The sequence below is a fragment of the Bailinhaonella thermotolerans genome (genome assembly GCF_003594875.1).
Lineage (GTDB): Bacteria > Actinomycetota > Actinomycetes > Streptosporangiales > Streptosporangiaceae > Bailinhaonella > Bailinhaonella thermotolerans.
This window is the reverse complement of the sequence record NZ_QZEY01000001.1, coordinates 579,535-605,948: the sequence shown is the minus strand read 5'-3', so window position 1 is coordinate 605,948 and position 26,414 is coordinate 579,535. Positions and strand designations below refer to the sequence as shown.

Below are 26,414 nucleotides of genomic sequence, written 5' to 3'. Positions count from 1 at the left end.
CGTCCGAGTCGCAGGTGTACCGCCGCCCCGGCGTCATCAGGTGCCTGTTCCCAAGCTTTTGATCTTGCGTGTATCGATCAGCTCATTCGGCGATGCCGGTCACGGTCCGTGCGGCGGAAAGCATCGCCCGGCACGCCGATCCGGCCTTTCGTGGGTGGCGGACGGGCGGTGGAGACGGGCCGCAAGATCGCGAAGCTGTCTGAATCCGGTTGCGCCGGGGGTGATGCCCTGGTGGGGTATGCGCATGGATGGTGCTGCTGGGCAGGTACAACGCGCGAGGGCAGGAAGAGACAGTGCGATCGCGCCGCGACCGGCTTCGTGGCACAGGCTGGCGGTGCTCGGGGCACTGATGCTGGCCGCTCTCACCTTCAACACCGCGGAGAACCTGCCGGTCGGCCTTTTGGAGCTCATCTCCGACGACCTGCGGGTGTCCTTGTCGGCGGTCGGCCTGCTGGTCACCGGTTACGGCGTGACGGTGGCCATCGCATCCGTGCCGCTTGCCCACGTCGTGCGGGCCGTGCCCCGACGTTACGTGCTCACGGGACTGCTTGCCGCGCTCGTGGTGTCGAGTCTTGCCGCGGCGCTGGCCGCCTCCTACTGGCTGCTCCTCGCGGCGCGGCTACTGACCGCGCTCGCCCAGGCGCTGTTCTGGGCCGTGATGGGACCGGTCGCGGTGGGTCTGTTCGTGCCCGAGGTCCGGGGGCGGGTGGTCGGGGCGCTATCCGTGGCCGGTTCGCTCGCTCTCGTGCTCGGTGTTCCCGCCGGGACGTGGCTCGGCCAGCAGAGCAACTGGCGGGTGCCCATCGCCACGCTGGCGGCTCTGGGGCTCATCGCCCTGGTGACGATCGCGGCCCTGCTGCCGACCTCGCGGCCGGAAGAAGAGCCCGCCGCGTACGCGAGCAGTCCCGACGCGCGGCGGTTCGGGACGGTGCTGGCGGCCGGGGCCTTGTCCGCCACCGGGGCGTTCACGGGATACACCTACATCGTGACGTTCCTGGGCGAGGTGAGCGGGTTCTCCCCGAGCGTGGTCAGCGCCCTGTTCGTGGTTTTCGGTGTGGCGTGTCTGGCCGGGGTGAGCGTCACCGGGGCGTTCCTGGACCGCTTTCCGCGGTCCGCGCTGACCACTGCCGTGGTCACGCAGGCGGTGGGCATGCTCGGCCTGTACGCGTTCGGCGCCCATCAGGTGGCGGCGGTGGTGTTCCTGATGCTGATGGGCGGTGCACTCGGGCCGGTCTTCATGGCCACGCAGAACGCGATGCTGCACTGCGCGCCGGGCCGTACGGACATCGCCCTCGCGGCGAACTCCGGCGCCTACAACGCCGGCATCGCGGCGGGTGCCGCGCTTGGCGCACTGGTCCTGCCGCTCGCCGACGTACGGGGCACCTTCCTCGCCGGCGGGCTGCTGACCGCCGGGTCCTGCGCGGTTCTACTCGCCGGCGGCCGGCTGCTGCGTGGGGGCCGTCGTCCAGAACGTTCAACGCCCCGATGAGGACGCCGACAGGGCGGGCCGTCCACGATGGGTGGAGCTCCTTATCAGTGACTGGAATGATCAAGCCGTGGGGGCTGTGTCCGTCCTGGTAGCCGCTCTGGTGGCCGCGTTCGTGTCGCCGGGCGAGGTGGGAACGCCCATCTCCAGCCGCCGCCGCGCGACGCCGTCCAGCCCGGTCGCCCCGGCGGCCACCCGCGCCCCCGTGTCCCGCTGACCCCCCTCTCGCAATAGGGGAACCCGGCCCGCATCCTGAAGCGCGAGCGCGCGGTCCAGGTCGTCCGCGCCGAAGGGGCGGGAGGCTGCCACGCCCGGTCCGGCGTACCGGGCCGGATCGCAGGCCGCGATCAACATGTCGTGCCGGCCGGGAGGTGTCGGAGACGAGCGTCAGTATCGGCTCGGTGACGAACGGCTCGCCCAGCGCGGGGAACAACCGGTTCGTGGCGGCGCCGAGGTGCTCCGTCACATCCTCGGCGGCGAAAGCGAACACGTCGCCCGTCCTGGCAGGCCGGGGTCTGGGCAGGAGCGGGCGGCGTGTGATCATGATTTCTGGTGGGAGGTTGCCGCCCTGCGAGGAGAGTCGGGTCGGGAACGGTGGCCGGGTTTCAGGTCAGGCGCTGTGGCATGTCCGGCGGAGAAGGCGCTGACCTGCTCGGCGGCCCATTGTGAGAAGGTGAGCGCGGGGCGGCCGAGGATGTTCTCCGTCGCCTTGGAGACCAGGCCTGCCTGCAGGTAGGAGTCGGCCTGTAACTTGAGGTAGCCGTCGAGGAGGGGCTCTGGGAGGCCTCCCCGGGCCATGGCCTCGCGGGCGACCTCGTGCGGGACCTCTTCGAAACGCAGCGGCCGGCCGATGGCCCTGCCGATCGCGCGGACCATATCGCCCTGGGTCATGATCTCTGGACCGGTGAGAACGGGTTTCTGTCCGGCCAGATCGTCATGCAGCAGGGCGTGTGCGGCCACCGCCGCGATGTCGCGCTCGTGCAGGGGAGCCCATGCGGCATCGCCGTATGCGCCGCGTACCACGTCGCCGTGGCGAATCTGCGCGGCCCAGGACGAGACGGTGTTGGTCGCGAAGTAGCCGGGCCGGATCGCTGTCCACTGAAGGCCGGACTCCTCGGTCGCGGCTTCCACCTCCTTGTTGTATTCGCCGCGCAGTCGGGACGGCTGCTGGTCGAGTGGATAGTCCACGTTCAGGGCCGACATGGCGACGGCCTTGGTCACCCCGGAGTGCTGGGCGAGTCGGAGCAGTTCGCCGGTGGACGCACGGACGACGTCCGGGTCGTGGCCCTGCCCCATGGCGCGCGGGTGGACGAACACGGCGTGCACGCCCTTCATGGCGTCGGCGAGGGTGTCAGGGCGGGATGGGTCGCCCACCGCTCTTTCCACTCCCTCGGGGAGGGTGGCATCCGGATTGCGGGTGACCGCGCGGATCGGCACGCCGTCGGCGAGGAGCAGGTCGACCAGGTGGCGTCCGACCAGGCCGGTCGCTCCGGTGACGAGAATCATGATCTTCCCTTCGCGTCGCCCGCCAGATAGTATGAGTTCCGTAACATATTGGAAGCGTAGCATGTGTTTTGGAATCGAGAAAATATGAGTCTCATATCAGATGGCGACGACGGTCGTCAGCGGCGACGACTGGCCAGCGCGGTGAAGGAGGGGCTGCGCGACCTGAACATCCAGTTGTCGCTGCTCAACCGACGATTCGGGACGTCCGTGGAGCTCAAAGACGTCGACTGGGACTGCTTGGACCTGATCAACAGGTCCGGCCCGCTCACCCCCAGCGCGCTCGCGGCCCGCGCCGGCCTGCATCCCGCTACCCTCACCGGAATCCTCGACCGCCTGCAACGCGCCGGCTGGATCACGCGCGAGCGGGACCCGGAAGCCGCTGACCGCCGGGCCGTGACCGTCCGGGCCAACCGTGACCGCAACGCCGAACTCTTCCGGCTCTTCGCGCCGATGAACAAGCGCATGGACGTCCTGTGCGCCGACTACAGCGAGGCCGAGCTCGAACTGCTCGCGGATTTCCTCCGGCGCGTCACAGACGCGGGCCGCGAGGCCACGAGAGAACTCGCCGGGGAATGATCTCCACCGCGTCCCGGTACGCGCGCGGCGGCGTCGCCGCCTGCATGCCCGGTCGCCACGGCGGCACCGTCACCACACCGAGCACCGGCGGCCGGACCGGCATCGCACCGCTGCCGGCCGTTCCCCATCCGCGATCGGCTCACGATCCTTTCAGGCGCGTCCTTGCGTCTCCGCGCCCGGACCGGGCGCTCCTGTCCCGCTGTCCCAGCGGGCGCGGGACTCGATCACGGTGTGGCGGTGCTCCGCCGCCCAGTCGGCGACGGCTTCCAGCACGAATGTGAGGCTGCGACCGGTGGGAGTCAGCGCGTACTCGACGCGGGCCGGGACGGTCGGATAGACGGTGCGCACGACCAGGCCATCGCGTTCCAGGCGGCGGAGGGTCAGGGTCAGCATGCGCTGGGAGATGCCCGGGACGTCCCGCTGGAGTCGCCGGAAGCGGCGTACGCCGTGCGCCAGCTCGTTGATCACCAGCACCGTCCATTTGTCGCCGATGCGGTCCAGGACCTCCCGGACACCGCAGGCCGTCTGTTCGTCGTCACGGACTATGACGGGATCGGTGGTTACCCCGGTGTGCCTCACCGACATTGACGTGCCTCCTTACGCACCGCCCGGCAGCGGCCGACAATGGTGCGGTTACCGAAGAGAACCATATCGAGGGGGCGGCGATGATCCTTGTGACCGGTGCGTCGGGTGGGCTGGGAAGCCTTGTGCTGGAGCGCCTGAGCGAGAACGAGGGCGTGTGGGCGGGAAGCAGGACTCCGGATCGGCTGTCGGTGAACGTGCCGACCCGTCTTGTCGACTTCGACGACCCGGGGAGTCTGGCGAAGGGGTTCGAGGGCGCGGAGGTGGTGTTGCTCATCTCGGCGGGATACGCGGAGGACGACGTGGTCATCGCCCGCCATGGAGCCGCCATCGACGCCGCGGAGCGGGCCGGGGTCGGCCACATCGTCTACACGAGTCTGTCCGCGGCCGGGGACCACCTCGCGTTCGCGCTTCCGCATCGCTGGACGGAGCGCCGGTTGATGGCCGGCCGTACGGACTGGACGATCCTGCGCAACGGCATCTACGCCGAGATGAGCATCCCGGGTGCGGCCGAGGCCGCGGCCACCGGCAGGTTCACGGGCCCGCTGGGGGAGGGGCGGCTGGCCGCGGTGGCCCGGGAGGACCTCGCCGACGTCACCGCCAAGATCGTGGCCGAGCCGGCCGGCCACCGCGGCAAGATCTACGAACTGGTCGGCGAGCACGCCATCGGCGGCGCCGACATCGCCCGCGCGGTGGCCGAGGCCACCGGAAAGGACGTCGTCTACGAGCCCGGCACGCTGGCCCAGCTCCGCGAGGCGCTCACCACCGCCGGTGTCCCGGGCTGGCAGATCCCGATCGTGGTCTCCACCTACTCCGTCATCGCGGCCGGTTTCATGGCCGAGACCGGCGGCGACCTGGCCGATCTGCTCGGCCGGGCCCCGCGGTCGGCGCTGGACGTGATCGCCGCCGCCGTGGCGTAGGTCCTTCTCGTTCCCGCCCCCACGCGACTCCTGACGCCGTCTCGTCCGCCGTTCCGCGTGGGGGCCTGAACGATGACTCCAGGTCGGCGATCGCTCATCAGGTGGCTGGAGATCAGCACCGTACGGCCCTCGGCCGGCGGCTCCGAGCCGCTCGTCGACCACGTTCTCCCGGCTCAGCCGGACGGTGCGGGCCGTACCCCGAACCACTGCTCGGCGCCGTACTCCTCGAACCGCTCCACCTCGGTGAACCCCAGCTTCACCGCGAGGCGCCTCGCCCGCTCGTTGGCGGTCTGGGTGCACAGCACCACCGGCTCGCCGGGCAGCGCGGCGGCGAACCAGCCGAGCGCCGCCGCGCACGCCTCGGCGGCGTACCCGCGTCCCCACGCCTGCGGCAGGAACAGGTAGCCGAGCGAGGCCTCCCCGCCCTCCGGCCGTACGTGACCGGGATGCTCCGCGCCGCGCGGGTCGAACGTGATCATGCCGATCATCGTCCCGCCGAGATCGACCACGAACAGGCCGGGCCGCCGCCCCGGCACCCCGGGCACCGCGCGCTCCAGCTCATCGCGCGGCCGAGGCCCCCCGATGTACGCGCCCACCTCCGGCGAGGCGAACAGCTCTATGAACGCCGCCCGGTCCCGTGCCTCGGACCCGCGGAGCACGAGCCGCTCGGTCCTGATCGGAGCCGGCGGCCAGGCCACGCCCCCAAGATCGCTCATACCGGCCAACCTAACCACCGTACGGACCACAGTTCCCCGACGGCATGGCCGGCTCACAGGAGAACCGGTGACCCGGGTGGCCCCCGGTGCCTAAGATCTCCTCGCGTGGCCACTGACTCCCTTGGCCGCGGGCAGCCTCGAGGAGCGGGAGATGAACGGATCGACTCAGCTTCGCGTCTACACCGTGCGTGAGGGCCTGCTCGATGAGTGGGCCGGCAAATGGCGGGAACTGGTCGTGCCGCTGCGACTGGAGTTCGGCTTCGAGATCCACGGGGCCTGGCTCGACCGGGAGAAGAACCAGTTCATCTGGCTGCTCTCCTACGCGGGCCCGGAGAGCTTCGCCGAGCGCAACGCCCAGTACTGGGCGTCGCCTCAGCGGAAGCGGATGGGGCTCGACCCGAAGGAGTACCTCCTCAAGACCGAGGTCCGGGAGGTCGAGCCGGTCGCGTCATCAGGGGCTTGAGGGCAGCAGGTGGCTGCGCCGCTCGTCCTCGGTGAGAGTGCGGAAGACACGGCCGCGGGCCTTGGCCTGAAGCCGGTCGAAGTCAGGGTCGGCCGGCCAGATTCGGGCGGTCGCGTCATAGGAGGCGGTGAGCAGCCGCCGCCCGTCAGGGGACCAGGCGACGGACGTCACCTTGTCCTGGTGGACTCCGGCTACGACGATCTCTTCACCGGTGGCGGCGTCCCAGACGCGTACGGTCCGGTCGTCGGAGCCGGTGGCGATCCGCCCGCCGTCGGGCGACCAGGACACGCCGCGGACCCTGCCCTCGTGCCCGCGGAGAACACCGGCCGGCCGCCCTGTCGCCACCTCCCAGATTCGAGCCGTCCAATCGGCCGAGCCCGTGACGACGTACTGCTCATCGGGCGACCAGGAGACGTCATCGACCCAGTTCTCGTGGCCCCGTAGCACGGTGAGCTGCTCACCGGTGCCGATCTCCCAGATTCTGCAGGTCCGGTCGTCGGACGTGGTGGCGATCAGACGCCCGCTCGGAGACCAGGCCGCCCCGACCACCCAGTCCTGATGGCCGGTGAGAACCGCGAGTCCGGCGCCGTCCCTGGCGTCCCAGATCCGCACCGAGCGGTCATGGCCTCCGGTGACGAGGCGTGACCCGTCCGGTGCCCAGGCGACGGCCTCCACGGCCGAGCCGTGGTGGTCGAGTACGGCCGCGCCGCGGGTTCCGGTCCAGAGCCGGGCGGTTCCGTCCTGGGAACCGGTGGCGATCCGTGACCCGTCGGGGGACCAGGCGACCGTCCAGACGCGGTCTGAGTGGCCTTCCAGAACGGAGATCGGTTCGCCGTCGGCGGCGTTCCAGAGGCGTACGGTGCGATCGTCGCAGGCGGTGGCCACGCGGAGGCCGTCGTGTGACCACGCGGCCCGGTTGAGCTGTTGGTCGTGGCCGGTCAGCAGGCGTTCCTCGGCCCCGCGGGGCCGTACGTCCCAGATGCGGGCCGTGCCGTCCTCCGACCCGGTGGCGATGCGGGAGCCGTCGGGTGACCAGGTGACGCCCCAGACGGTGTCGTCGTGCCCGCGGAGCACGGCGAGCGGTTCGGCGTCGTGCGCGTCGAAGATGCGGGCCGTGCGGTCGGTGGACACCGAGGCCAGCCGGCGGCCGTCGGGGGACCAGGCGAGGTTCCAGATCTGGTCGGCGTGGCCGCGGATGAGCAGTCGCTGGTCGCCGGTGGTGCCATCCCAGACGCGGATGGTGTGGTCTCCGGAGGAGGAGGCGAGGCTCTGACCGTCGGGGGACCAGGCGAGGCCTTCGACGAAGTCGGTGTGCCCTTCCAGCCGCACGCGGGGCCTGTCGGCGGCGAGGTCCCAGATGATCACGGTGCGGTCGTGGGAGGCGGTGGCGAGCCTGCCGTACGGGGACCAGCCGATGCCGAGCACGTTGTCGCGATGACCGCGCAGGGCGTGCCGCAGCTCGCCGGTGGTGGTGTCCCATACCCGGACGACCTGGTCCCTGGATGCGCCGGCGATCCGTGTTCCGTCCGGCGACCAGGCGACGCCGCGTACGACGTCGGAGGCGCCGCTCAGGACGTTCACCGTGGCGCCGCTCGCGACCTCCCACACTCGGATGGTGTGGTCGCGGGAGGCGGTGGCGAGCCGCGCCGAGTCGGGGGACCAGGCGACCATCTCCACCATGCCCCCATGGCCGGCCAGGGTCCGCTCGCAATGGCCGGTCTGGGCGTCGAAGACGCGCGCTGTCCCGTCCCGGGACGCGGTGGCGATCCAGGCCCCATCCGGAGACCAGGCGAGATTGCGGACGGTGTCGGTATGGCCCTTCAGCACCAGCCGGAGGTGGCTGAACGCCAGAGCGGCCATCAGAGCGCGCTGGGCGGCCGGAGTGGCCGCGCATTCGCCGAGCGCCGCCAGCGACAGCAGGATCGACAGCTCGGGATACCGCTCGGCGTTGGCCAGGACGTAGCGCCCGATGCCCTCGGAGACCCGGCGGAGAAACGCCCGATCTCGTCGCAGAGACACATCCACCAGCTCGCGAACCGACTCGGAGGCCTGGCCGCCCTCCTCCAGAGCCGCCAGCCACCGCTGGGCCAGAGCCAGCCGCTCGCCCGTGAGGAGGTAGTCCTCACTGCGACCGGACCGTCGCCAGTCGGCCGCCCATCGCTCCAGCTCGGCTCGCTGGCGGAGCTGCTCGATTCGGGTCTCGACCTCCTGCCGCAGCGGCGGCCACTGCCGGAACAGCGCCTCATGCGCCACGTGCGCGTACGGCCGGCCGTCGTCCGCGTCGGTCACCAGCAGCCGGGCGTCGACGAAGGCGTCCACCACGCGGCGTTCGGATGCCGGCAGTTCGGCGAGCGGAACCCGGCGTCGCGTGGCCTCCTGGCCTTCCACCGTGACGAACTTCAGCAGGACCGCGAAGACCGCCTCGGGCTCCGCCTCCCCACGGAGTTCGGTCATCACCTGGTCGGCCTGCCGCGACAGTGCCCCAGCGACCCCGCCCAAGGCGCGGTACCGCTCCAGGGTGACCACGGAGCCGGGACCGACGGCGTAATACACCTCCTGGAGCAGGTAGGCCAGCAGGGGCAGCGCATCGCTGGTTCCGGCGTCGTCCACGACGGTTTCGACGAGCCCGGGAGCGAACGTCATGTCCACGAGTTCGCCCGGGCACAGGACCGCCTGCATCAGCTGCGAGCGGTCCATCGCGCCGATCGCCACGGGATTCTGGAACAGGTCGGCCTGCTCTGTCTCCAGCAGGTCGCGAAGGAACTCGATCCGCACCGTGGCGAGCACCCAGAGACGTGAATCCCCGGCGAGGGCCTGGGCCAGAGCGTGCAGAAAGGCGGATCGGTCACGTTCGCCGGACAGGGTCAGCAGCTCCTCGAGCTGATCGATGACCAGGAGAACGCGCCGGAAGCGGTGCCCTTGGCTGTCGCGTGCCTCCCTGAGCGTGGCGGCCAGCTCCTGCGGCGAGCCGCGGAGCCGTCGCAGGATTCCGGCCTCGTCCCGGGCCGGGTCGAGCCGGGCGAGCGCGCGCGCCAAGGCGCCGAAGGGATCGCCGCCGGGTGTCATCACGGGCAGGACCAGCCAGCGGCGATCTCCCAGCCGGGGGATCACCCCTGCCTGGACCAAGGACGACTTCCCGCTGCCCGACGCGCCCACCAGGGGGATGAATCGATCCTCCCAGCGCGCCGGTGACTGTTGCAGCCTGCGGGTGAGCTCGGTGATCTGCCCCTCTCGGCCGAAGAAGACCGCCGCCTCATCTCGCTGGAAGGCGTCCAGGCCCGGATAGGGCGTCCGCGACCGATCCCACGAGCGTCGAGGTGGGGCGGGGCTCTCCAGCCGGTACGCCACGACATGCCCGACGATCAGAAAGATGATCAGTACGCCGATGCCGGGCACCGCGATCGTCTGCAGCAGCTCAAGGTAGAACGGGGTTTCCTCGACGTCGGTCGCGTAGTTGGTGACGATGCCCAGCAGGCTGGCCACCACGACCAACAGGACCTGCAGCAGCAGCGCCAGTTGACGTTGCCGCCTCATGCGAACTCAACGTCAGGGGACCACGGCATGCCAATCGTCTCCTGCTCCGCTGTGACGGACACCGACCCGCGCACGAAGTGACCGCCTGTCCTGCTCGGACTGGGCCACCTCATCATGTTCGGGGTCCGCCCAGCACACAAGCTCGGCGCGTTTCCCGAAGTTCTGCCCGTAACGGCAGGTGAGGGCGCAGGCGCGGGAGGGTGCCGATCGCCCGCGTACGGAGGTTCGTCCCCGCCGGGCATGGAGGTGGCCGGGAACCTCCGTAATGTGAATACCTGATTCGAGCTGCCGCCTTTCCCGTATTGGAGTAAGGGGTGGCCGCTGTTGAACTCGCGCGGAGTTCGGATCAGCCGAGAAGGCTTCGGCGCGCGGGCGGCTTACGGGCGCTTCTTGGAGCAGGTGAGGACTATCTTCGTGCCGACCTTTACGGTGCTGCCCGGCTTGTGGCTTTGGTCGGTGACCCACCAGTTCTGAGGCAGGACCACAAAGGTGTCCAGGGTGTCGGAGCTGCCGAACTCGATATCCTCGGCCCTGTCCCACCCGCGGTCCACAAGCCAATCCTGTGCGACGGCGGCATTCTGGCCGGCGAAGTCGGGCAGCTTGACCGTCTTGGGCTTGGACTCGACCTCGGGCAGTTTGGAGTCCTCGGGACTGGCCTGCGCTTTGGGCGGTATTTCCGCTTTCGGGGTACTGGGTGCCGGTGCGGCGGCTTGAGTCACCGTCACCTGGGGAGCGGGGTCGCCGCTGCCGGCGACGCCCACCATGAGGCCACCGAAGCAGCCGACCACCAGGCCACCCAGCCCGATGAGTGCCGCGACCAGTGCGGGAACCCCCGGATTGCGCGGCGGAGCCGAGGGCGGAGGCCCATAGGGGCCGGGAGGATAAGGCGGCTGGCCGTGCCGGGGACCGTGGGTCATAGATTGACTCCGAAGGTTCACTGTGAAGTTGAGAACGGAGGCAGCCTATAGCGTTCCAAGGGAAAGGTGGATTGCGATCCGCTATCGCTGTAAGAGCGGATCCGGCGCGCACGGAACGCCCCGCTTGTTAATCTCCGCGTCCCGCCGGCTCGGCTCCCGGGCCGCCGGCCCGCGGGCTGAGCCGCCACGCATCCGAATAACCAGGTTGGGGACCGCGAGGCATTCCCCGCCGCCCTTGCCGAAGAACAGAGCATCTGAGTAATGACCGAAACCTGTGGGTCACCGGGAAGGGATGCGCCGTGCCCGCCGACGGCCGAAAAGATCTCGTCGCCGCGTGGCCGGCCCGGCCGCGTCGACACCGGCGCCCGTCCGGCGGCCGGGCCCTCCTCCATCACGTGGCACCACACAAGGGACTCGCCGACGAAGACTTCGCAACCCTCGGGCGATGGCTTCGAGCCCGATGAGTCACCCACGACCCGCTGATGCGGGCTTCGCCCCGTTCGCCTGCCAGAAGTGGCGGGAGAGGACGGAACGAACCTTCACGTTCGACCGCTGCCGCCCGGCGTGAACATCGGCGGACCGCCGGTTTCCCGCGAGGAGGCAGGGTCGGATCGCCTGGCTCGACCCGGTTCCGCCCGCCGGTCTCACCTGGCAACCTCTTGCGAGGACCCGGCCGCCGTCGCGGACCGCGCGGCGGATGCGGCCCCGGGTGATCGCGTCCAGGTCGTGGTGTACGGCGAGAGCGCCGGGGTGCTCACGGAGCGGTTGGTTCACAACGGCGGTGCGGGCCGGGGCGTGCGGGCCGGCGACCACGACGACGCGGGTGGGACATGGCGCCTCCAGTTGCCAAAATGAAAACCATTGTCATTATCATGACATGTCGCGACAATGAAGCGCAGGAAGGCGGCCGCCGCTCGCCATGCCGTACGGCGGGCCTGGCTGAAGCGGCTCATCCGCGCCGGCACGCCGGAGGAGCGGGCGGCAGCCGTATGGGAGCTGAGTCGCCGGCCCGCGTGAATCCGACCCATCGAACAGGAGCGCACATGGAACCCTCCGGCATCGGGGCCGTGTTCGACCGCGCCGGCGCCGACTTCGCGCGGCTGGCGCCCCACCTGTGGGATCCGATCGGCCAGGCGACGGTCGACGCGGTCGGCGTCCGGCCCGGTGAACGGGTGCTCGACGCGTGCTGCGGCGCGGGCGGCTCCGCCGTACCCGCCGCGATCGCCACCGGCGCGCAGGGCCGGGTGGACGCCATCGACCTCGCCGAGTCGCTCCTCGCCCAGGGCCGCGAACGCGCCTCGGCGCACGGACTGGCCCACCTGCGCTTCATCCACGCCGACGCCACCCGGTGGGACGCCGGGCCGTACGACGTGGCGATGTGCGTGCTCGGCGTCTTCATGCTGCCGGACATGGACGCCGCCTGCGCTCGCCTGGCGGGCGCTGTACGGCCCGGCGGCAGGTTCGCGGTGACCACGTGGGCCGGCGGCGCGCTGGAGGACTTCGGCGGGGCGCTGGCGGACGCCGTCCGCGAGGAACGCGGCGCCCAGCCGGCGTCCCCCGCCAGCCGCGGCTCCGTCACCAGGATCGACTCCGAGTCCAAGCTCGGGGCATGGCTGGCGGGCCTGGGGCTCGGCGACGTGGCGGTGACGCGGGTGCCCCTGGAACTGGTCGTCGACGAGGAACTGGCCTGGCTCCTGGTGGTGGGCAGCGGTTTTCGCGGGATGCTCGACGGCCTGGACGAGCGGGCGGTCTCCCGGGTCCAGCGCACCCTGCTGGACGCGCTGGACGAACGGGGGATCAGCACCCTGGACGCCACCACCCTGGTCGGTGTCGGCCACCGCCAGGACGCCACCGCCGCGTCCTGAGGCCGGGGCCGGCCGGGCGCTGGCCGACAGGGCCCGCGCTCCGGCCGGGGCTCGCGCCGGGGTGGATGCCCCGGGACTCGCCGCGTGCGTTTCCGTCGCGGCGACGCTCCTCCGTCGCTTGGGCCCACGGCGGCAGTCCACGGGATCGCCGGTTCCCCTCCGAGCGGTGGAGAGAAATGACACGACCGCGCGTTGACGGGGCATGAGCGCTTCGGGCGGTGAGCCGGGCCGGGTGGCCGGTGGCGGGCGTGCGGGTGCCGGGGCGTGGGTGGCCGGTGGCGGGCGTGCGGGTGCCGGGGCGTGGGTGGCCGCCGGATCGCTCATCGTCCTGGCGGTCCCGGCCGGGCTCGTGGCGGGGCTCGGCGCGCTGTGGGCCGTCGCAGCGGTGACCGGCGACCGCTACGTGGCGCTGGCCGTGGCCGCGCCGGTGCCGGCGGCCCTGGTCTGGTTGTCGTGCCGGTGGGCGCTGCGGCGGGTGGCGGGCGCGCGGGCGCGGCGCTGGGCGCCGATCGCGGTCGCCGTGGTGGAACTGGCGGCCGTGGCCGTTCCCGTCGCGGGCCTGCTGTTCGGCGGGCCGCCGCAGCGGCCGATCGAGGCCGCGCCCGGCACGCGGTACTGGGACCTGCCGACCGGCTCGCGCATCGCCTACACCCGCACCCCGGCCCGCGGCGAGCGCCGGGACACGCCGGTGATCCTGGTGCACGGCGGGCCGGGCGCCCCCGACACCGAGCCGTCGCCGCTGGCGCCCGCGCTCGCCGCCGCCGGCTTCGACGTGTACGCCTACCACCAGGTGGGCGCGGGCCTGTCCAGCCGCCTGCCCGACGTACGCGGCTACACCGTCGCCCGGCACGTCGCCGACCTGGACGCCATCAGGGCCGCGATCGGCGCCGACACCGTGGTGCTGGCCGGCGTCTCCTGGGGCGGCCAGCTCACCGCCGCCTACCTGGCCGCCCACCCGGACCGGGTGGCCCGCGCGGTCGTGGCCTCGCCGGGGACCATCTGGTCTCCCGCCTTCCCGGACAACCGGCACATGACGGAGAGCGGGCTGCGCGACCAGAACCGGGCGCTGTGGGACCGACATCCGCGTCTGGTGCTGGCCTCCGCGCTCGCCGAGGTCGCCGGGCCGCGCGCCACCCACGCGCTGCTGCCGGACGAGGCGATGGACGGCGAGTTCGGATCCCTCGTCGGCGAGCTGGACCTGCGGGCCGGATGCCCCGGCCGGCCGCTGCGGGTGCCGCAGGCGGGGTCGGGGTTCTGGGCCAACCTCATGACCGGGCGCGACGCCCGCTCCGCCGCCGACCCCCGGCCCGCGCTGCGCCGGGTCACCGTGCCCGTCCTGGTGCTGCGCGGCTCGTGCGACTACCTGGCGCCCGAGGTCGCCCGCGAGTACGCCGAGGTGCTGCCGAACGCCGTCTTCCGCCCCGTCCCCGGCTCCGGCCACGACATAGCCCGCGACCGGGCCGACGAATACCGAGACCTGGTCACGGCCTTCCTGCGCGGCCGCCCCACCCCCTGAGCCACGAACAGGTGAGTGATCGGTGCTGGAGTGCCGAGCGCCGGTTGTACGGCCCCGTGGCGTACTGATCAGACGTGGGCGTCAGTCCCACCAGAACTCCCAGCAGGTCGCCCCGATGAGTTGGTCGGCGTAGGCGGCGAGGGTGGCCGGGTGCGTCTCCTGCCAGATCCGGTCGGGGCAGAAGGCGAAGTGCTCGGCGGCCAGGTGCAGTGCCTCGTCCCGGGAGGCGGGCGGCGCCGCCACGCTCAGATACAGGGTGGAGAAACCGAGCGCGACGACGCGTACGCCGAACCGCCGCTCCCAGTCATGCACGACGGCGGCGTGCTTGCCGGTGTCGTTGTCGTGGTTGACCGGCCCCTCCCATCCCATCGTCGCCAGGGCGTGGGCGCCGCAGGCGGCGGGAACCAGCCCCAGGCGTACCCGTGGCCGCCTCGCGAGGATGGCGTCGCCGTACTCGGCGGCCACCTCCTCCGGATCGGCCACGAACGCCCGGCCGGGCGCGAGACCGGGCCAGGTCCGGCCGAACGGCGCGGTCATGGCCAGGCGCTCGTCCGCGGGAAGCAGGCCGGCGTCCCCACCGGCCCTTGTGCAGTTCCGCCACCACGAGGCCAGGAGCGCCGCCGGGTCGTGGTCCTGCGGCTCAGACATCCGCTCCGGGGACACCTCGCCCGTCGCCCACGGCCGGAACTCCTCACCGTAGTGATCCCTGGAGTCCAGCAGCAGCGGCCACAGCCCCGTGCGCGCGTGCTCGGCCCGCAACCGCGCCCACAACCCCCGCGAGGCGGGCGTCTCGCCCAGCCACAGCGCCGCCACCTCGCCCTGCCCCTCCTGCGACCGGATCACCCGCCCCCGCGGAAGCGAAAGACCGGCAGAAACTCGAAGATCACGACCCACGACCCGGATGCTAACCCCGGGAGGCGACAAGACCCCTCGCCGGGATCCGCCGACCTCCGCGGCCACCTCCCCACCTCGCGGCCTCATCGGCCGGCCTGCCGTACATGCTCATAATGCGGCCGCCAGCAGCCGTACGGCCTGCCCGTTAGTACGGCGCCTGCCTGGATCGCGTCGTGGGAGAGCGCGCCGGTCTCGCCCGAGGTGGGCCGGTGCCGGCTGCACGGCGTGCCTCCCCATACCCGCGGGAGGTGATCCCGCACGAGTTCGAAGGCGCCACGAGCCGGAGTAAGGGGGGTGGATGTATGGAGCGGCTCGGAGGCGAAGCGGTGTTGAAGTCGCGTGTGCTGGTCGCCGGCGGGCGTCTGGAGGAGTACTGGAGTCGCCACCTCGCCCGGCAGCACGAGCGTGTTCATCAGGGCGGCTTCAGGACGGATGTGCCCTTACCGCGTGGGCGTCCGCGTCATTGAGGACGGGCCTCGGTCAACGGGGTCTGGGTCTGTCACCTCGATCGTGAATGACGTCGCATCCGACGAGCCCGCCAGTGGGCCGGATATACCCGCGCAGGTTGATCAGGTCAGGCTCTCGGGCGGGATCGAGATCCCCTCCAGCAGGTAGCCCGCGTCGATGCGCACTCCCTCATCCGGGTCGTGGTCCCGCATGGACTCGGCGATGCGATGTACGGCCGGCCAACCGCCCAGGTAGGCCATGCCGACCAAGACGGCGCGACGCACTTGTGGATCGTTGTCGCCGGAGAGGGTTTCCAGGTACTCCACGACGTTCTCGGTTTGCTTGACCGGCGCGCTGGCGGTGACCAGATGAATCCCGTGAATCTTGGTGTCTCTGTCGGTGGAGACGGCCGAGAACTCCAGTGCCTCCTCGAGTGTCCAGCAGGGCACCGACGCCCGGATCGCATGGCTGACCTGCGGCGCGCTCTTGCCCTGGACCACCACGTAGTGAAGTCCGAGGTAAGGATCTTCCAGATAGGTGACGCTGGTGTCGGCGCCTGCCGACCAGACCTGCCGGCGGGGTGGCGGCTCGCTCAGGCGTGGGCTCCGGAGGATGCGCCAGTGCCGGTCGTATGCGAAGTATCCGAATTCATCACGGGATACCTCGCGTCTGAGCACGATTCTCGTATCACTGGCTGCCAGGGACCCGTGGGTGGCGTTCAGCACGCCCGTGTCCGCCCCGCGTCCGCCGTCTCTTCCAGGCCGGCGGTGTCCGCCCACGAGTGCGCCGATCCATCGCAACACACCGCTCGCCATCACAGGGCCTCCGAGGATCGACGTGACAGGCAACCGCGCGCCGAAGAAGTCGATCTTACGGTTGAGCGGGACCAGGCGACCTCGCGCCGCTGAGCCCATCACGATCTCCTCCGCTCGGGCGATAGGAGACGCAGCATCCCAGGCCGGCCTGTCCCGGGGAAACGAGCTACACCCGAACGGACTGCGGTGCCGTAGCCGCAGAAGCCGGTCGCGGTGCCGCCTCCGGCCTGCCGGCCCGCGGTCCGGCTGCCATCGGTGGCCGAAGCGACGGGCGCGTGCGCGATCGCCGCGACGGCCGGCAGTACGCCGGTCCGGGACGAGGAGGGCGCCGCTGGCCCTTCATGTCCGGCCGGCGCGGGCGGGGGTCACTGGGACCGGCGGATGACGTCGGTGATCGCGGCGGCCACGGTGCCCGGGTCCTTGCTCAGGATGCGCACGTGGTTGCTGGGGCTCGTGGCGAACACGGAGACGCGCTTGTTGCCCGCGCAGGCTTGGGCCGCGGCCGCGCGCATGGTCCGCATCTCCTGATCCGAGGCGCCCGAGTGCGCCCCGGTGCCCACGACGTACACGGCCGGGATGGTCAGAGCCTCGAAATCGGGTCCGAGCCGGCCGTTCACGGCGTCCAGTTCGATGACGAGCTCCGCGCTCTGTGCCGGTGTCATCTTGGCCGACAGGCCGAGGGCGGCCAGGATGCGCATGATCCAGCCTAGGCGGCGGAACTGCCGGCGCACGCCGTCCTTGCCCGCGTCGTCGAACATGCTGATCGGGAAGGCGCCGTCGATGAGCACGAGCCCGGAGACCCGCTCGGGGTGCTCGGCGGCGTAGCGCACCGCGATGGTGGCCCCGTGCGACCATCCGACCAGGATGGGCCGCTCGGCCCCGGTCGCGGTGATCACCCGGCCGATGTCGTCGACGGCGCCGCGGATGGAGTAGTCCGAGGAGGGTCCCGACTTGCCGCGTCCCCGCGCGTCGAAGGTGACGGTCCGGTGCTTTCCCGCGAGCCGGTCGAGGACGGGCTTCCAACTGCGCTGGGTCGCGAACGCTCCGTTGAGGAAGAGCAAGGCCGGGCCGTCGCCGGGGGTGTCGACGGCTTGGATTCGAGTGTCTGCCGCGGGGATCGTGAGGTGCCGTGACATGGGGGTTCCTTTCGTGCGCCGGGCTGCGGGGGTGGTCAGTGGCGGAGCCCGCGGGCGTCGCGCCGGGCTCGCCATTCGATGAGCAGGGCGGGCATCCGCTCCGCGAGAAAGTCGTAGAACGCGGCGGCCTCCTCCAGCATCGAGCGCCGCTCGGAGGGGCCGTCCTTGAGCATCTCCAGGGCCTCACGGGCGAGCGCCGCCTGCTCCTGGTAGGTCTCGCGGGCGAAACCCGTCGGATCGAGCGCCCGCGGGTCGAGGGTGATGCGGTCCACCCGTTGCCCCGCCGGGCGGGACCTGCGTACGACACGCAGGTCGGTCAGTTGCGTGATCGCCTTGGTGATCGCGCTGCGGCTGGCCAGCAGGGCCTGGCTGAGCTCGTCGATGCTCGGGTCGGGCGGGCGGCAGACGAGCAGGTAACCCAGGACGCGGCCGGTCACGGGCGGGAACTTGTACTCCCGCGCATAGAACTGCGCGACGCGATCGGCGAAGGCCAGTTCCTCAGACGTCGTCATACCGCGAAGATAACACAGTTGGCGCAAATGACACAAATAAGTGTCATTCGTGTCCGTCGGAGGTCCGTCGGAGGTCTGATCTCAGGCCCGCGGGCGCGACGAACGGTTGAAAGGATGCGCGGCACGCGCCGGTGCGGCCGGTACGGGCCGCCGGGAGCGTCGGCCCGGCTCAGGCGGCCTTCAGGTCGCGGCGCCGGAAGGCCGCGATTCCGGCCAGCGCGAGCACGGAGGTGACCGCGATCAGCCAGGCCGGCGGGGCGGCGTCCACCACTCCGCCGGGCACCCGGGGCAGGTGCGCGAAGGGGGAGATGCCGCGTACGCGGTCGTCGAGCCGGAGCAGCTCGCCGAACTGGCCGAGCAGCGCGAAGGCCACCAGCGCCGCCCACGCCAGGCCGGTCAGCCGGGGCAGCGCGCCGTACAGCAGCATGGCGATCCCGGCCAGCGTCCAGGTGGCGGGCACGTGCACCAGCGCGGCGCCCGCCAGGCGTGCGGTCTGCTCGGCGGGCTCGCCGACGCGGATGCCGTGGGCCAGGCCGATGGCCAGGCCCGCGGCCAGCAGGATCAGCAGACTGCCGGCCAGCGCCATGGCCAGGTGACCGGCCGCCCATCTCCAGCGGGGAACGGCGGTGGCCAGCACGGGCTCGGCGCGGACCGCCGCCTCCTCGCCCTGTAGACGCAGCGTGGCCTGGACCGCGTAGCCGCCCGCCACCAGGGCGAGCAGCCCGAGCTGGGCGGCCAGGAACGTGTCGATCAGCGCGCCGGCGCCGCCCAGCAGAGCCAGCGCCGCGGCGATCTGGGCGTTGTCGCGCACGAGGTCCCCCACGCCCTGCGCCAGCGACCCGAACATCGCCCCCACCACGGTGAAGCCGATCATCCAGCCCAGCAAGGCGCCCCGCTGCAGCCGCCAGGCCAGCGCCAGGGGGCCGGCCAGCCAGCGGGCGGCATCGGGCGGGCCCGGTCGCGGCGGCATCAACCCGGCGCCGAGGTCGCGGCGGCGAGCCAGCAGCGCCGCCGCCGCGATCAGCAGCAGGGACACGACCACGAACAGCGCGATCACCTGCCAGCGCTCGCCGGCGAAGGCCCGTACCCGCTGCGCCCAGCCCAGCGGGGACAGCCACGACAGCGCCTCCATCCCCGCCGCGTCCCCCACGGCGCGCAGCAGGAACGCCAGGCCCAGCACCGCCAGCGCCATGCCGTTGGCGGTGCGCGAATGCGAGGTCACCTGCGCGGCCACGACCGCGACCCCGATGAAGAACCACCCGGTGCCCGTCACCGCCAGGCCGAGAGCCAGCGCGCCGCCGGCGGGCAGGCCCTGACCGGTCAGGGCCAGGGCGATGAGCAGGCCGAGGAGCAGGCCGGCCCCGCCGGCCACGAGCACCGCGGCCGACGCGAGCGCCTGGCGTCCCACGGCACAGGCGCCGATCAGCTCGGCCCGGCCGCTCTCCTCCTCGGCCCGGGTGTGCCGGGTCACCGCGGTGACGCTCATCAGCGCGGCCAGCACCGAGGCCACGATGGTCGCGCGCCAGGCGGTCAGCCCGCCCACCGACGAGGCGTCGTACACCGGGCCGGTCAGCGCCTGCAGGGCAGGGGCGGAGCCGATGGTGACGCCCAGCGCGAGACGCCGGCCCGCCTGCGGGTACAGCTCGGCGATGGCCGAGGCGGTGGCCGCGACCGCGACGACGATGACGACGATCCACACCGGCAGCAGTACCCGGTCGCGGCGCAGCGCCAGCCGCACCAGCGCCAGGGTGCCGGTCATGGGGCGACCTCGTAGTGCCGCAGGAACAGCTCCTCCAGCCTCGGCGGCCGGCAGGTCAGGCCGCGCACGCCCGCGTCCAGGAGCAGGCGCAGGACGGTGTCGAGCCGGTCCGGCTCCACCCGCAGGCGAACCCGCGAGCCGGTGACCTCCACCACGTGCACGCCCTCCAGCGACGCCGGCCTGGCCGGGACGTGGTCCAGTTCGGCGGTGACGGACGTGCGGGTCAGGTGGCGCAGCTCGGCCAGCGTGCCGCTTTCGACCGCGCGGCCGTCCCGGATGATCGTGACCTGGTCGCACAGCGCCTCGACCTCGGACAGGATGTGGCTGGACAGCAGCACGGTACGGCCGTTGCCGCGTTCCTCGGCGACGCAGGCGCGGAAGGCGGCCTCCATCAGCGGGTCCAGCCCGGAGGTGGGCTCGTCCAGCAGGAGCAGCTCGACGTCGGAGGCCAGGGCGGCGATCAGGGCCACCTTCTGCCGGTTGCCCTTGGAGTAGGCGCGGCCCTTCTTGGTCGGGTCCAGGTCGAAGTGCTCCAGAAGCTGGGCCTTGCGGCGCCGGTCGAGGCCCCCGCGCAACCGCCCGAGCAGGTCGATGGCCTCCCCGCCGGACAGCGACGGCCACAGCACCACATCCTCCGGCACGTAGGCCAGCCGCCGGTGCAGCTCGACCGCGTCCCGCCACGGGTCGCCGCCGAGCAACTCGGCGCGGCCGCCGTCGGGGCGCAGCAGCCCGAGCAGGATGCGCAGCGTGGTGGTCTTACCCGAACCGTTGGGGCCGAGGAATCCGTGCACCTCGCCCCGCCGGACGGTGAGATCCAGGCCGTCGAGCGCGCGGACCGCGCCGAAACGCTTGGTGAGGCCCTGGACGAGGACGGCAGGCATCGCGCCTCCCTGAAGCCGGTCCGTCATGACGTTGCCGACCAGACTTCCCGGCGCACCGCGATCGACGGTAACAGCACGGACCCGGCTCGGCCAGGTACCGGCCGACCACTGTCCCCTCACCACTACAGGCCGGCGATCGTCATCGCCCGGATCATGAGGCGGACCGCTGTTCACGCCGCCGTGCCTGAGCGCGCTCAGGTACGGCCAGGGGCGGCGCGGGCAGCCGCGGGGACCGGACAGCGCGATCCGGCGGGTCAGCGCGATCCGGCGGCCGAACGCAGGATGCCGGTGACCGCCGTGGCGACGCCGTTCTCACGGGATACCTGCTCGCCGAGTGCGCGCGCCGCCGGGGCTGAGGCGATGGCCCCAGTGATGGCCGCGGCCAGCGCCGCCGCGGTGAGGTGGCGCGCGGTCAGGGGGGCCGGGGCGACACCCAGGTGGTGCAGGCGGGCGGCCCAGAACGGCTGGTCGCCGATGAACGGGCGGACGACCTGCGGGACGCCCGCGCGCAGGGCCGCCGCGACGGTGCCGATGCCGCCATGGTGCACGACCGCGGCCACGCGCGGGAACAGCCAGTCGTGGGGGGCTTCCTCGATCACCAGGACGTCCGCCGCCGGCGCCGGGGGCCGCAGGCCGCCCCACCCGGTGGCCAGCACCGCCCGCCGGCCGCACCGCCGTACCGCCTCCAGGACCGTCGCGGTGAGGGCCTGCGGGTCGCCGGGGACCATGCTGCCGAAACCGACGTAGACCGGAGGATCGCCGCGTTCGAGAAAGGCGACCAGCCGTTCCGGCGGGCTCCACCCGTCGGAGGGCGGCAGCGTCCAGAAGCCGACGGGCCCGGCGGAGGCCGGCCAGTCGCCCGGGGCGGGCAGCAGGGACGGGCTCCAGGCGTGCAGCACCTCGCCGGCCTTGACCAGGTCCGCCACCGGGCGGAACCCGGCGTCCAGGCCGAGCGCCTCGGTCCGCCACCGGCGCATCAGGCCCCGGTACGGCGCTTCCACCGCCGCGGCGACGCGCCAGCTCGCCCGGTTGAACGCCCGGGGCGGGCGCGCCGGCAGGATCGGCGAGGCGAACGCCGCGGTCGGCAGGTACAGCGGCAGCAGCAGCCCGGCGATCGCCGGGACGCCCAGCTTCTCGGCCACGTACGGCCCGCCGAGCGATTTGGGGTGGTAAACGACCACATCGCCGCCCCGCTCCACCAGCGTCGCCTGCGCGTCCAGCAGGCGGCGGATCATCGGCTTGACGGATCGGGCGGCGGTGATGGCCGCCCTGGCGCCTCTCCCCTTGACCGCGTCCCGCAGGTCGAGCGTCTCGTCGGGCAGGGGCACATAGTCGATGCCGTGCCCGGCGGCCGACGGCCGGAAGCGACGCGGCCCGGCCACGAGCGGCCGGTGCCCGGCCTCGCTCAGGCCCTTGGCCAGCGCGAGGTACGGCTGCACGTCGCCCCGGCTGCCCATGGTGATCAGCAGCGCCTTCATCGCCCGTCCTTCATCCGGTCCCATTCGTCCAGCAGGCCGGGGAAGCGCTCCATCATGAACGCGTACATGTCACGCATCAGCTCCAGCCTCCTCCGGGCCACCGGATCGTCGCCGACGGCGCGCAGCCCCTGTTCGGCCAGGGCGCGGAAGCCGTCGAACTCGGCCATCTTCGCCCGGAAGGCGCGGGTGAAGACGAACGATCCGAACAGTTTGCCCGGACGGGGTCCCAGTTCCTCACAGCCTCGGGCCGCATCGCCGGCCCCGGTGACAACGCCACCCCACCGGCCGGCCCATCTCGCAGGCGGCCTTGACCCGCCCGGTTCCCGCGTTCGCGGATGGCGCTCGCCGCGCTGCCCGCCCACGCCGAGCTACCCGGCTATGGGTGTTACGACGCCGCCGTTGGCGACCTGCTCCTCAGCGGAATCACTTTTCGTACTCAACGCGATTTCTCCTTGCGGCGAGGGCGGGGATAGTGGGGATGTGGTCGAGTCCGAGAGAGAAGCCTGGCCGATCGGGACGTTCCTGGCGGGATTGAAGGCGTCGCTCCGGAGTGAGCTGCTGGCGATCGCTCCTGAGCAGCGGGTAAGTACCGGGCAGACGTTGATGGCGCAGGGAGCGTCCACCGATCAGGTGCTGGTGCTGCGAGCGCGGGGGAGCAGGTCGCCGGCGTGTGTGAAGGTGGTCGGATCCCTGGAGAGTGGCGCGGAGGTCCTCTTCGGGATCAGGGTCAGCGGGGATCTGGTGGGCGAGTTGGCGGCGATTCGGGACACCGATAGGTCCGCGACCGTGATCGCGTGCACGGACGGGGCGGTTCATCGGCTGCCGAAGGAGCGGTTCCTGGGTTTCCTCAACCGCAACCCCGAAGCGTGGAGACTCCTCGCGACCATGCTCGGCAACCGGCTGGACTGGGCCAATCAGCGGCGGCTGGATTTCGCGGGTTACCCGGTCGACCAGCGGCTGGCCCGAGTGGTCGTTCAGCTGACGGAACGCCACGGCTACCCGGCGGAGGGCGGCACCGACCTCGGTATCGAGCTCACTCAGGAAGAGCTGGGAAAGCTGGTCGGTGCCGCAAAGGAGTCGGCGGTCAAGGCCGTCAAACAGATGCGCGATGCCGGATTGATCAGAACGGGCTATCGGCGGCTCGTGGTAGCCGACCTGGCGAGGCTGAAGGCCTTTGCGATGCTCAGCCGCTGATCCGCTCCAAGCCTTGGTGACCGCGAGCGTCGCGGGCACCACCCGGAAGATGGTCCGGCCGCGCACTGCCTACAGGACCGAGGTCTTCGCTTCGATGCGCCGCGGTGGCTCCGGGAGGTTCCCGCTGCGGTGGGAGTGACCAGCACCCCGACCATGGGCGATGGGTGCTGAATCCACCTTCTCTCGAACAGAGGTTTTTGTGTGAGTTCCGCATCCTCTAGGAGAGTCCGACATTTGACGCTACAGGCAAATAGTGTGCGAGGCAGATGACCTAGGCGGAACAGGTATTTGTACTGCTTCTTGTAAAGCCGCTCGTGTAAGGATCCTGTTCCCGACCCCAACCACCGAAGGGGGCAGAAGGTGGTAGAAGCATTCGAACGGCGCGCGCTGATCTCAGTCGACGCCACGGGGTATGGAAGCGCCGACGATCAGCGGCAGTCGGACATCCAGGCGGGACTGCTCGACGTTCTGGACAAGGCTGCGGCCGCGGCCGGACTCGAACGGGACAAATGGGAACGGCAGGGCGCCGGCGATGGCGAGTTCTCGGTTCTTCTCCCGCAGATCGCCGAGGGGCGCCTGGTCGGGGACTTCCCCCGTTACCTCGCGGCGTTCCTGAACCGCCGGAACGGGGATGCGCCGTGGGAGCATCGGCTCCGACTCCGGCTGGCCATCCACTACGGAACGGCCATCGCCAACGTGAACGGACGCAGTGGTCAGGGGGCGGTCGAGGTCGCCCGGCTCTGCGACAGCCCTCCACTGCGCGTCGCCCTCAGGGAGTCCAGGGCCGATCTGGCCGTCATACTCTCTGACCGGATCTACACCGATATCGTCCGCCATGGTCACGCGCTCTCGGTCGCCGGCGAGGACTTCCGGGAGGTGGAGGTCAACGTCAAGGAATTCCGCGGGCGTGCCTGGCTCTGGATTCCCCGGGGCCGGAACATCCACTCCCTGACTCTTGCTCTTCCTCCGGACGAGCCGCCCGCACAGAAGGCCGAGGGCGAGGCTTCGTCCCCCGAGCGGTCGGCTTCGGTGCACAACGAGTTCCACGAACGGGTGGACGCCCGGGGCGCGAACTTCGGGTTCCGGAGTTGACCCGGTGTCCGAGGAAGTCCCCGGTGCAGGTGTGCAAGCTGGCGACGACGGCCAGCCGTTCCAACCCGCCGAAGGCCATCCCGAGGCGAACAGGCGCAAAGACGCCCCTCCTCCCGCCGAACATCCGCCGGTCAACCAGCTGATCAACTTATTCCTCAGCAACGTGGAGGCGTCGGGGGCGAACTTCGGCTTCGACCAGGCGAGCCGAGCCAGCCGTCAGATGGTGAGCGGCCCGATACCTCGGGAACAGGTGAACAGGCTGACCCGCCATTTCGTGGAGCCCGAGCCGTTCGAGGAAGCGCTCGAGGCACTACGGAAGCGCGCCGTGGTCACCCTGTGTGGGCCGGACGGCAGTGGCAAATTCACCGCCGCCGTCAACCTCCTGGTCCGCGTGCTCGGCGAGGGGGCGCCGATCGTCAGGCTGTCTCTGACCAGAAGCCTGAGGGAGTTGGCCGACCACCAGTTCGACAGAGACACCGGTTACGTACTGCCCGGCTGGTTCGGCGCATGTGACCAGGAGGCCGAGCATCACTGGGAGCGAGTCGAGGGGGAACTGCGTCAGCAGGGCTCGTTCCTGGTGGTGACCTCCCCAGAGGAGAGCCGGCGCACGGCCATGACCACCAGGATCCAGTGGTCGCCGCCCGACGACAAGGGCACGCTCATCCGCGAGTACGCGGGCGGTGGCCTGACGGACGCGGACATCACCAAGGTGGTCGAGGCGCTGCCCGAAGACCTCACGATGGCATGTCTGATCGAGATCACGGATCTGCTCATCCGTGGCCTGCCGCCCGAGGAGGCGGTCTCGTCCGCGCTGCGGGGCGCCGCCAAGGACCAGGTGCACGACTGGTTCGAGCAGGGGCCGACCCGGGAACAGATCCTCGACATCACCGTGCCGGCGTTCCTGCCAGGTCTGTCCGAGCGGCGGTTCGGGCAGTGCCGGGAACTGCTCAAGACCGCGCTGGCGAAGACGGTGCCCGAGGAGTCCGTTCAGGAGAGCGAACCTGCGGATCGGCCACGGAGACCCGCGGAGGAGGCCTTTCCCCAGGCCAGAGGCAGGCGATGGGAGAACCCGCTGATCCGGATCAGGCAGGTTATCGTCGACGGACGGCCCCGGCGGCTGGTCGAGTTGCGGGAGGCGGAGGCACAGCGCTTCCTCTTCGCCGAGATGGCCAGAAGGTTCGACGAACACTTCTGGGATGCGGTCCGGGCCTGGCTTGAGGACCTGTTGATCGAGCCGGAGTTCTCCCTCCACATCGCAGCGGGCCTGGCCAGGCTGGCCGGGTCGAGCTTCGACGAGGTCGAGGGTTCGTATCTGGAACCGTGGTCGGTCGCGGCGGGGCGAGAAGAACCCGCTCGTTCGCACGCCCGGCAGAAGCGGTTGACGACCGTCCACGTGCTGTGGTTCATGTGCTTCGACGAGGACATGGCGCCGGTCGCGCTCCGAGTCGCCGCGGGATGGGCCGCGCAGGGCAGCACGGTCGGGCAGAAGTACAACGCGATCATCGCGTTCTCGGGAATCCTCGGCCGGTTGTATCCGATCGAGGCGGTGAAGAACCTCTGGCAACTGACGAGTAACCGGGGCGCGGTGCTGGGACCGCTGGCGATCGAGGCGTTCGGAGGATTGTTCCTGTCCCAGGAGGATGCGGACGGGCGCGTTCGCGTCGTCCAGTTCCTGGCGAGCAAGATCCGGAAACACCGTGGAGTCCCCAGCCGGGTCGAGACGTACGGGACTGCGCTGAGGGCGATGCTCGCCGTCTACCGGACCGACGATCCACAGGGACGGCCGTTGGCTGCGCAACTGCTCTGCGAACGGCCCGGCCTGGTGGACATCGTCGGCTACACCTGGTCGGTGCTTCTGGTGAACCGGCCGGTCCGGCATGCGGCGCTGGCCGCGTTGTACGCCAATCTCGACGCGTTGCGCGACCACACCGAGGAGCCGGAGCTGATCGCCCAGCGGCTCGGAGACGTCCTGGGCGGGCTTTTGACCAAGGACCAGCAGGACGAACTGGCCAAGGACTTCACGGCGCTCGCCGAACGGCCTGCGAACCGGCGGAACCGTGCGAACACCGTCGCAGCCGCCCTGCTCGCGGCGATCGAACGAGCACAACGTCGTACAGGAGATTAA

The 26,414-nt window shown here is 71.2% G+C and carries 23 protein-coding genes; 10 read left to right on the top strand and 13 right to left on the bottom strand.

The window, feature by feature from the left end:
• The first annotated feature begins 334 nt into the window (after positions 1-334).
• Positions 335-1,489, top strand: a complete 1,155-nt coding sequence (locus tag D5H75_RS02985) for an MFS transporter (protein ID WP_119924737.1) — start codon at positions 335-337, stop codon at positions 1,487-1,489.
• A gap of 67 nt (positions 1,490-1,556) precedes the next feature.
• On the top strand, positions 1,557-1,703 hold the full coding sequence (locus D5H75_RS41220; RefSeq protein ID WP_202637766.1) for a hypothetical protein: 147 nt from the start codon (positions 1,557-1,559) through the stop codon (positions 1,701-1,703).
• Between the two features lie 323 nt (positions 1,704-2,026).
• Here the strand turns inward: D5H75_RS41220 and D5H75_RS02975 are convergent, their stop codons facing one another.
• On the bottom strand, positions 2,027-2,992 hold the full coding sequence (locus D5H75_RS02975; protein ID WP_119924736.1) for an SDR family oxidoreductase: 966 nt from the start codon (positions 2,990-2,992) through the stop codon (positions 2,027-2,029).
• A gap of 84 nt (positions 2,993-3,076) precedes the next feature.
• Between D5H75_RS02975 and D5H75_RS02970 the strand changes: the two genes are divergently transcribed.
• Positions 3,077-3,568, top strand: coding sequence for a MarR family winged helix-turn-helix transcriptional regulator (locus tag D5H75_RS02970; protein WP_119924735.1), 492 nt, complete (start codon positions 3,077-3,079; stop codon positions 3,566-3,568).
• 150 nt (positions 3,569-3,718) lie between these two features.
• On the opposite strand, the gene D5H75_RS02965 is transcribed toward D5H75_RS02970, so the two are convergent.
• Complete coding sequence (locus tag D5H75_RS02965; RefSeq protein ID WP_119924734.1) at positions 3,719-4,153, bottom strand: winged helix-turn-helix transcriptional regulator; 435 nt, start codon at positions 4,151-4,153, stop codon at positions 3,719-3,721.
• A gap of 80 nt (positions 4,154-4,233) precedes the next feature.
• Here D5H75_RS02965 and D5H75_RS02960 point away from each other — a divergent pair, with 80 nt between their 5' ends.
• Positions 4,234-5,070: an NAD(P)H-binding protein gene (locus D5H75_RS02960; RefSeq protein ID WP_119924733.1), complete on the top strand. Its 837-nt coding sequence runs from the start codon at positions 4,234-4,236 to the stop codon at positions 5,068-5,070.
• A gap of 173 nt (positions 5,071-5,243) precedes the next feature.
• Here D5H75_RS02960 and D5H75_RS02955 read toward each other — a convergent pair whose 3' ends face one another.
• Entirely contained in the window at positions 5,244-5,786 is a 543-nt protein-coding gene (locus tag D5H75_RS02955) for a GNAT family N-acetyltransferase (protein WP_119924732.1), read from the bottom strand.
• A 151-nt stretch (positions 5,787-5,937) separates the two neighbouring features.
• Between D5H75_RS02955 and D5H75_RS02950 the strand changes: the two genes are divergently transcribed.
• Positions 5,938-6,249 carry an NIPSNAP family protein gene (locus tag D5H75_RS02950; RefSeq protein WP_119924731.1) on the top strand — a complete coding sequence of 104 codons (312 nt, stop codon included), beginning with the start codon at positions 5,938-5,940 and terminating at the stop codon, positions 6,247-6,249.
• Here D5H75_RS02950 and D5H75_RS02945 read toward each other — a convergent pair.
• Both D5H75_RS02945 and D5H75_RS02940 read right to left on the bottom strand, forming a co-directional pair.
• Positions 6,238-9,783, bottom strand: coding sequence for an nSTAND1 domain-containing NTPase (locus D5H75_RS02945; RefSeq protein WP_119924730.1), 3,546 nt, complete (start codon positions 9,781-9,783; stop codon positions 6,238-6,240). The genes D5H75_RS02950 and D5H75_RS02945 overlap by 12 nt on opposite strands.
• 377 nt (positions 9,784-10,160) lie before the next feature.
• The gene (locus D5H75_RS02940) at positions 10,161-10,571 is read right to left on the bottom strand and encodes a PASTA domain-containing protein (RefSeq protein ID WP_119924729.1); all 411 of its coding nucleotides are present in this window, start codon (positions 10,569-10,571) and stop codon (positions 10,161-10,163) included.
• 1,172 nt (positions 10,572-11,743) lie between these two features.
• On the opposite strand from D5H75_RS02940, the gene D5H75_RS02935 reads away from it, so the two are divergent.
• Together D5H75_RS02935 and D5H75_RS02930 are read left to right on the top strand one after the other, a co-directional pair.
• Complete coding sequence (locus tag D5H75_RS02935) at positions 11,744-12,565, top strand: class I SAM-dependent methyltransferase (RefSeq protein ID WP_202637765.1); 822 nt, start codon at positions 11,744-11,746, stop codon at positions 12,563-12,565.
• A gap of 304 nt (positions 12,566-12,869) precedes the next feature.
• The gene (locus D5H75_RS02930; protein WP_119924727.1) at positions 12,870-14,081 is read left to right on the top strand and encodes an alpha/beta fold hydrolase; all 1,212 of its coding nucleotides are present in this window, start codon (positions 12,870-12,872) and stop codon (positions 14,079-14,081) included.
• Between the two features lie 81 nt (positions 14,082-14,162).
• Here the strand turns inward: D5H75_RS02930 and D5H75_RS02925 are convergent, their stop codons facing one another.
• From D5H75_RS02925 to D5H75_RS41215, 8 genes are all read right to left on the bottom strand, one after another.
• On the bottom strand, positions 14,163-14,924 hold the full coding sequence (locus D5H75_RS02925; RefSeq protein ID WP_242453947.1) for a DUF4253 domain-containing protein: 762 nt from the start codon (positions 14,922-14,924) through the stop codon (positions 14,163-14,165).
• A 620-nt stretch (positions 14,925-15,544) separates the two neighbouring features.
• Positions 15,545-16,336, bottom strand: coding sequence for a hypothetical protein (locus D5H75_RS02920; RefSeq protein ID WP_119924725.1), 792 nt, complete (start codon positions 16,334-16,336; stop codon positions 15,545-15,547).
• A gap of 266 nt (positions 16,337-16,602) precedes the next feature.
• Positions 16,603-17,373: an alpha/beta fold hydrolase gene (locus D5H75_RS02915; protein ID WP_202637764.1), complete on the bottom strand. Its 771-nt coding sequence runs from the start codon at positions 17,371-17,373 to the stop codon at positions 16,603-16,605.
• Positions 17,374-17,408: 35 nt separating this feature from the next.
• On the bottom strand, positions 17,409-17,885 hold the full coding sequence (locus D5H75_RS02910; protein ID WP_119924723.1) for a GbsR/MarR family transcriptional regulator: 477 nt from the start codon (positions 17,883-17,885) through the stop codon (positions 17,409-17,411).
• Between the two features lie 169 nt (positions 17,886-18,054).
• Entirely contained in the window at positions 18,055-19,644 is a 1,590-nt protein-coding gene (locus tag D5H75_RS02905) for an ABC transporter permease (protein WP_119924722.1), read from the bottom strand.
• The gene (locus D5H75_RS02900) at positions 19,641-20,525 is read right to left on the bottom strand and encodes an ABC transporter ATP-binding protein (RefSeq protein WP_119924721.1); all 885 of its coding nucleotides are present in this window, start codon (positions 20,523-20,525) and stop codon (positions 19,641-19,643) included. Before D5H75_RS02900 ends, D5H75_RS02905 begins: the two co-directional genes overlap by 4 nt.
• 254 nt (positions 20,526-20,779) lie before the next feature.
• The gene (locus D5H75_RS02895) at positions 20,780-22,003 is read right to left on the bottom strand and encodes a glycosyltransferase (RefSeq protein WP_119924720.1); all 1,224 of its coding nucleotides are present in this window, start codon (positions 22,001-22,003) and stop codon (positions 20,780-20,782) included.
• Positions 22,000-22,170 carry a hypothetical protein gene (locus D5H75_RS41215; protein ID WP_202637763.1) on the bottom strand — a complete coding sequence of 57 codons (171 nt, stop codon included), beginning with the start codon at positions 22,168-22,170 and terminating at the stop codon, positions 22,000-22,002. Before D5H75_RS41215 ends, D5H75_RS02895 begins: the two co-directional genes overlap by 4 nt.
• A 313-nt stretch (positions 22,171-22,483) precedes the next feature.
• Here D5H75_RS41215 and D5H75_RS41210 point away from each other — a divergent pair, with 313 nt between their 5' ends.
• The 3 genes from D5H75_RS41210 to D5H75_RS02880 all read left to right on the top strand — a co-directional run bounded on the left by D5H75_RS41210 (position 22,484) and on the right by D5H75_RS02880 (position 26,414).
• Positions 22,484-23,197 (top strand): Crp/Fnr family transcriptional regulator, encoded by a 714-nt coding sequence (locus D5H75_RS41210; RefSeq protein ID WP_202637762.1) that lies wholly within the window; start codon positions 22,484-22,486, stop codon positions 23,195-23,197.
• Between the two features lie 360 nt (positions 23,198-23,557).
• Positions 23,558-24,289: a hypothetical protein gene (locus D5H75_RS02885; RefSeq protein WP_119924718.1), complete on the top strand. Its 732-nt coding sequence runs from the start codon at positions 23,558-23,560 to the stop codon at positions 24,287-24,289.
• Positions 24,290-24,293: 4 nt separating this feature from the next.
• Positions 24,294-26,414 (top strand): nSTAND3 domain-containing NTPase, encoded by a 2,121-nt coding sequence (locus tag D5H75_RS02880; protein WP_147425044.1) that lies wholly within the window; start codon positions 24,294-24,296, stop codon positions 26,412-26,414.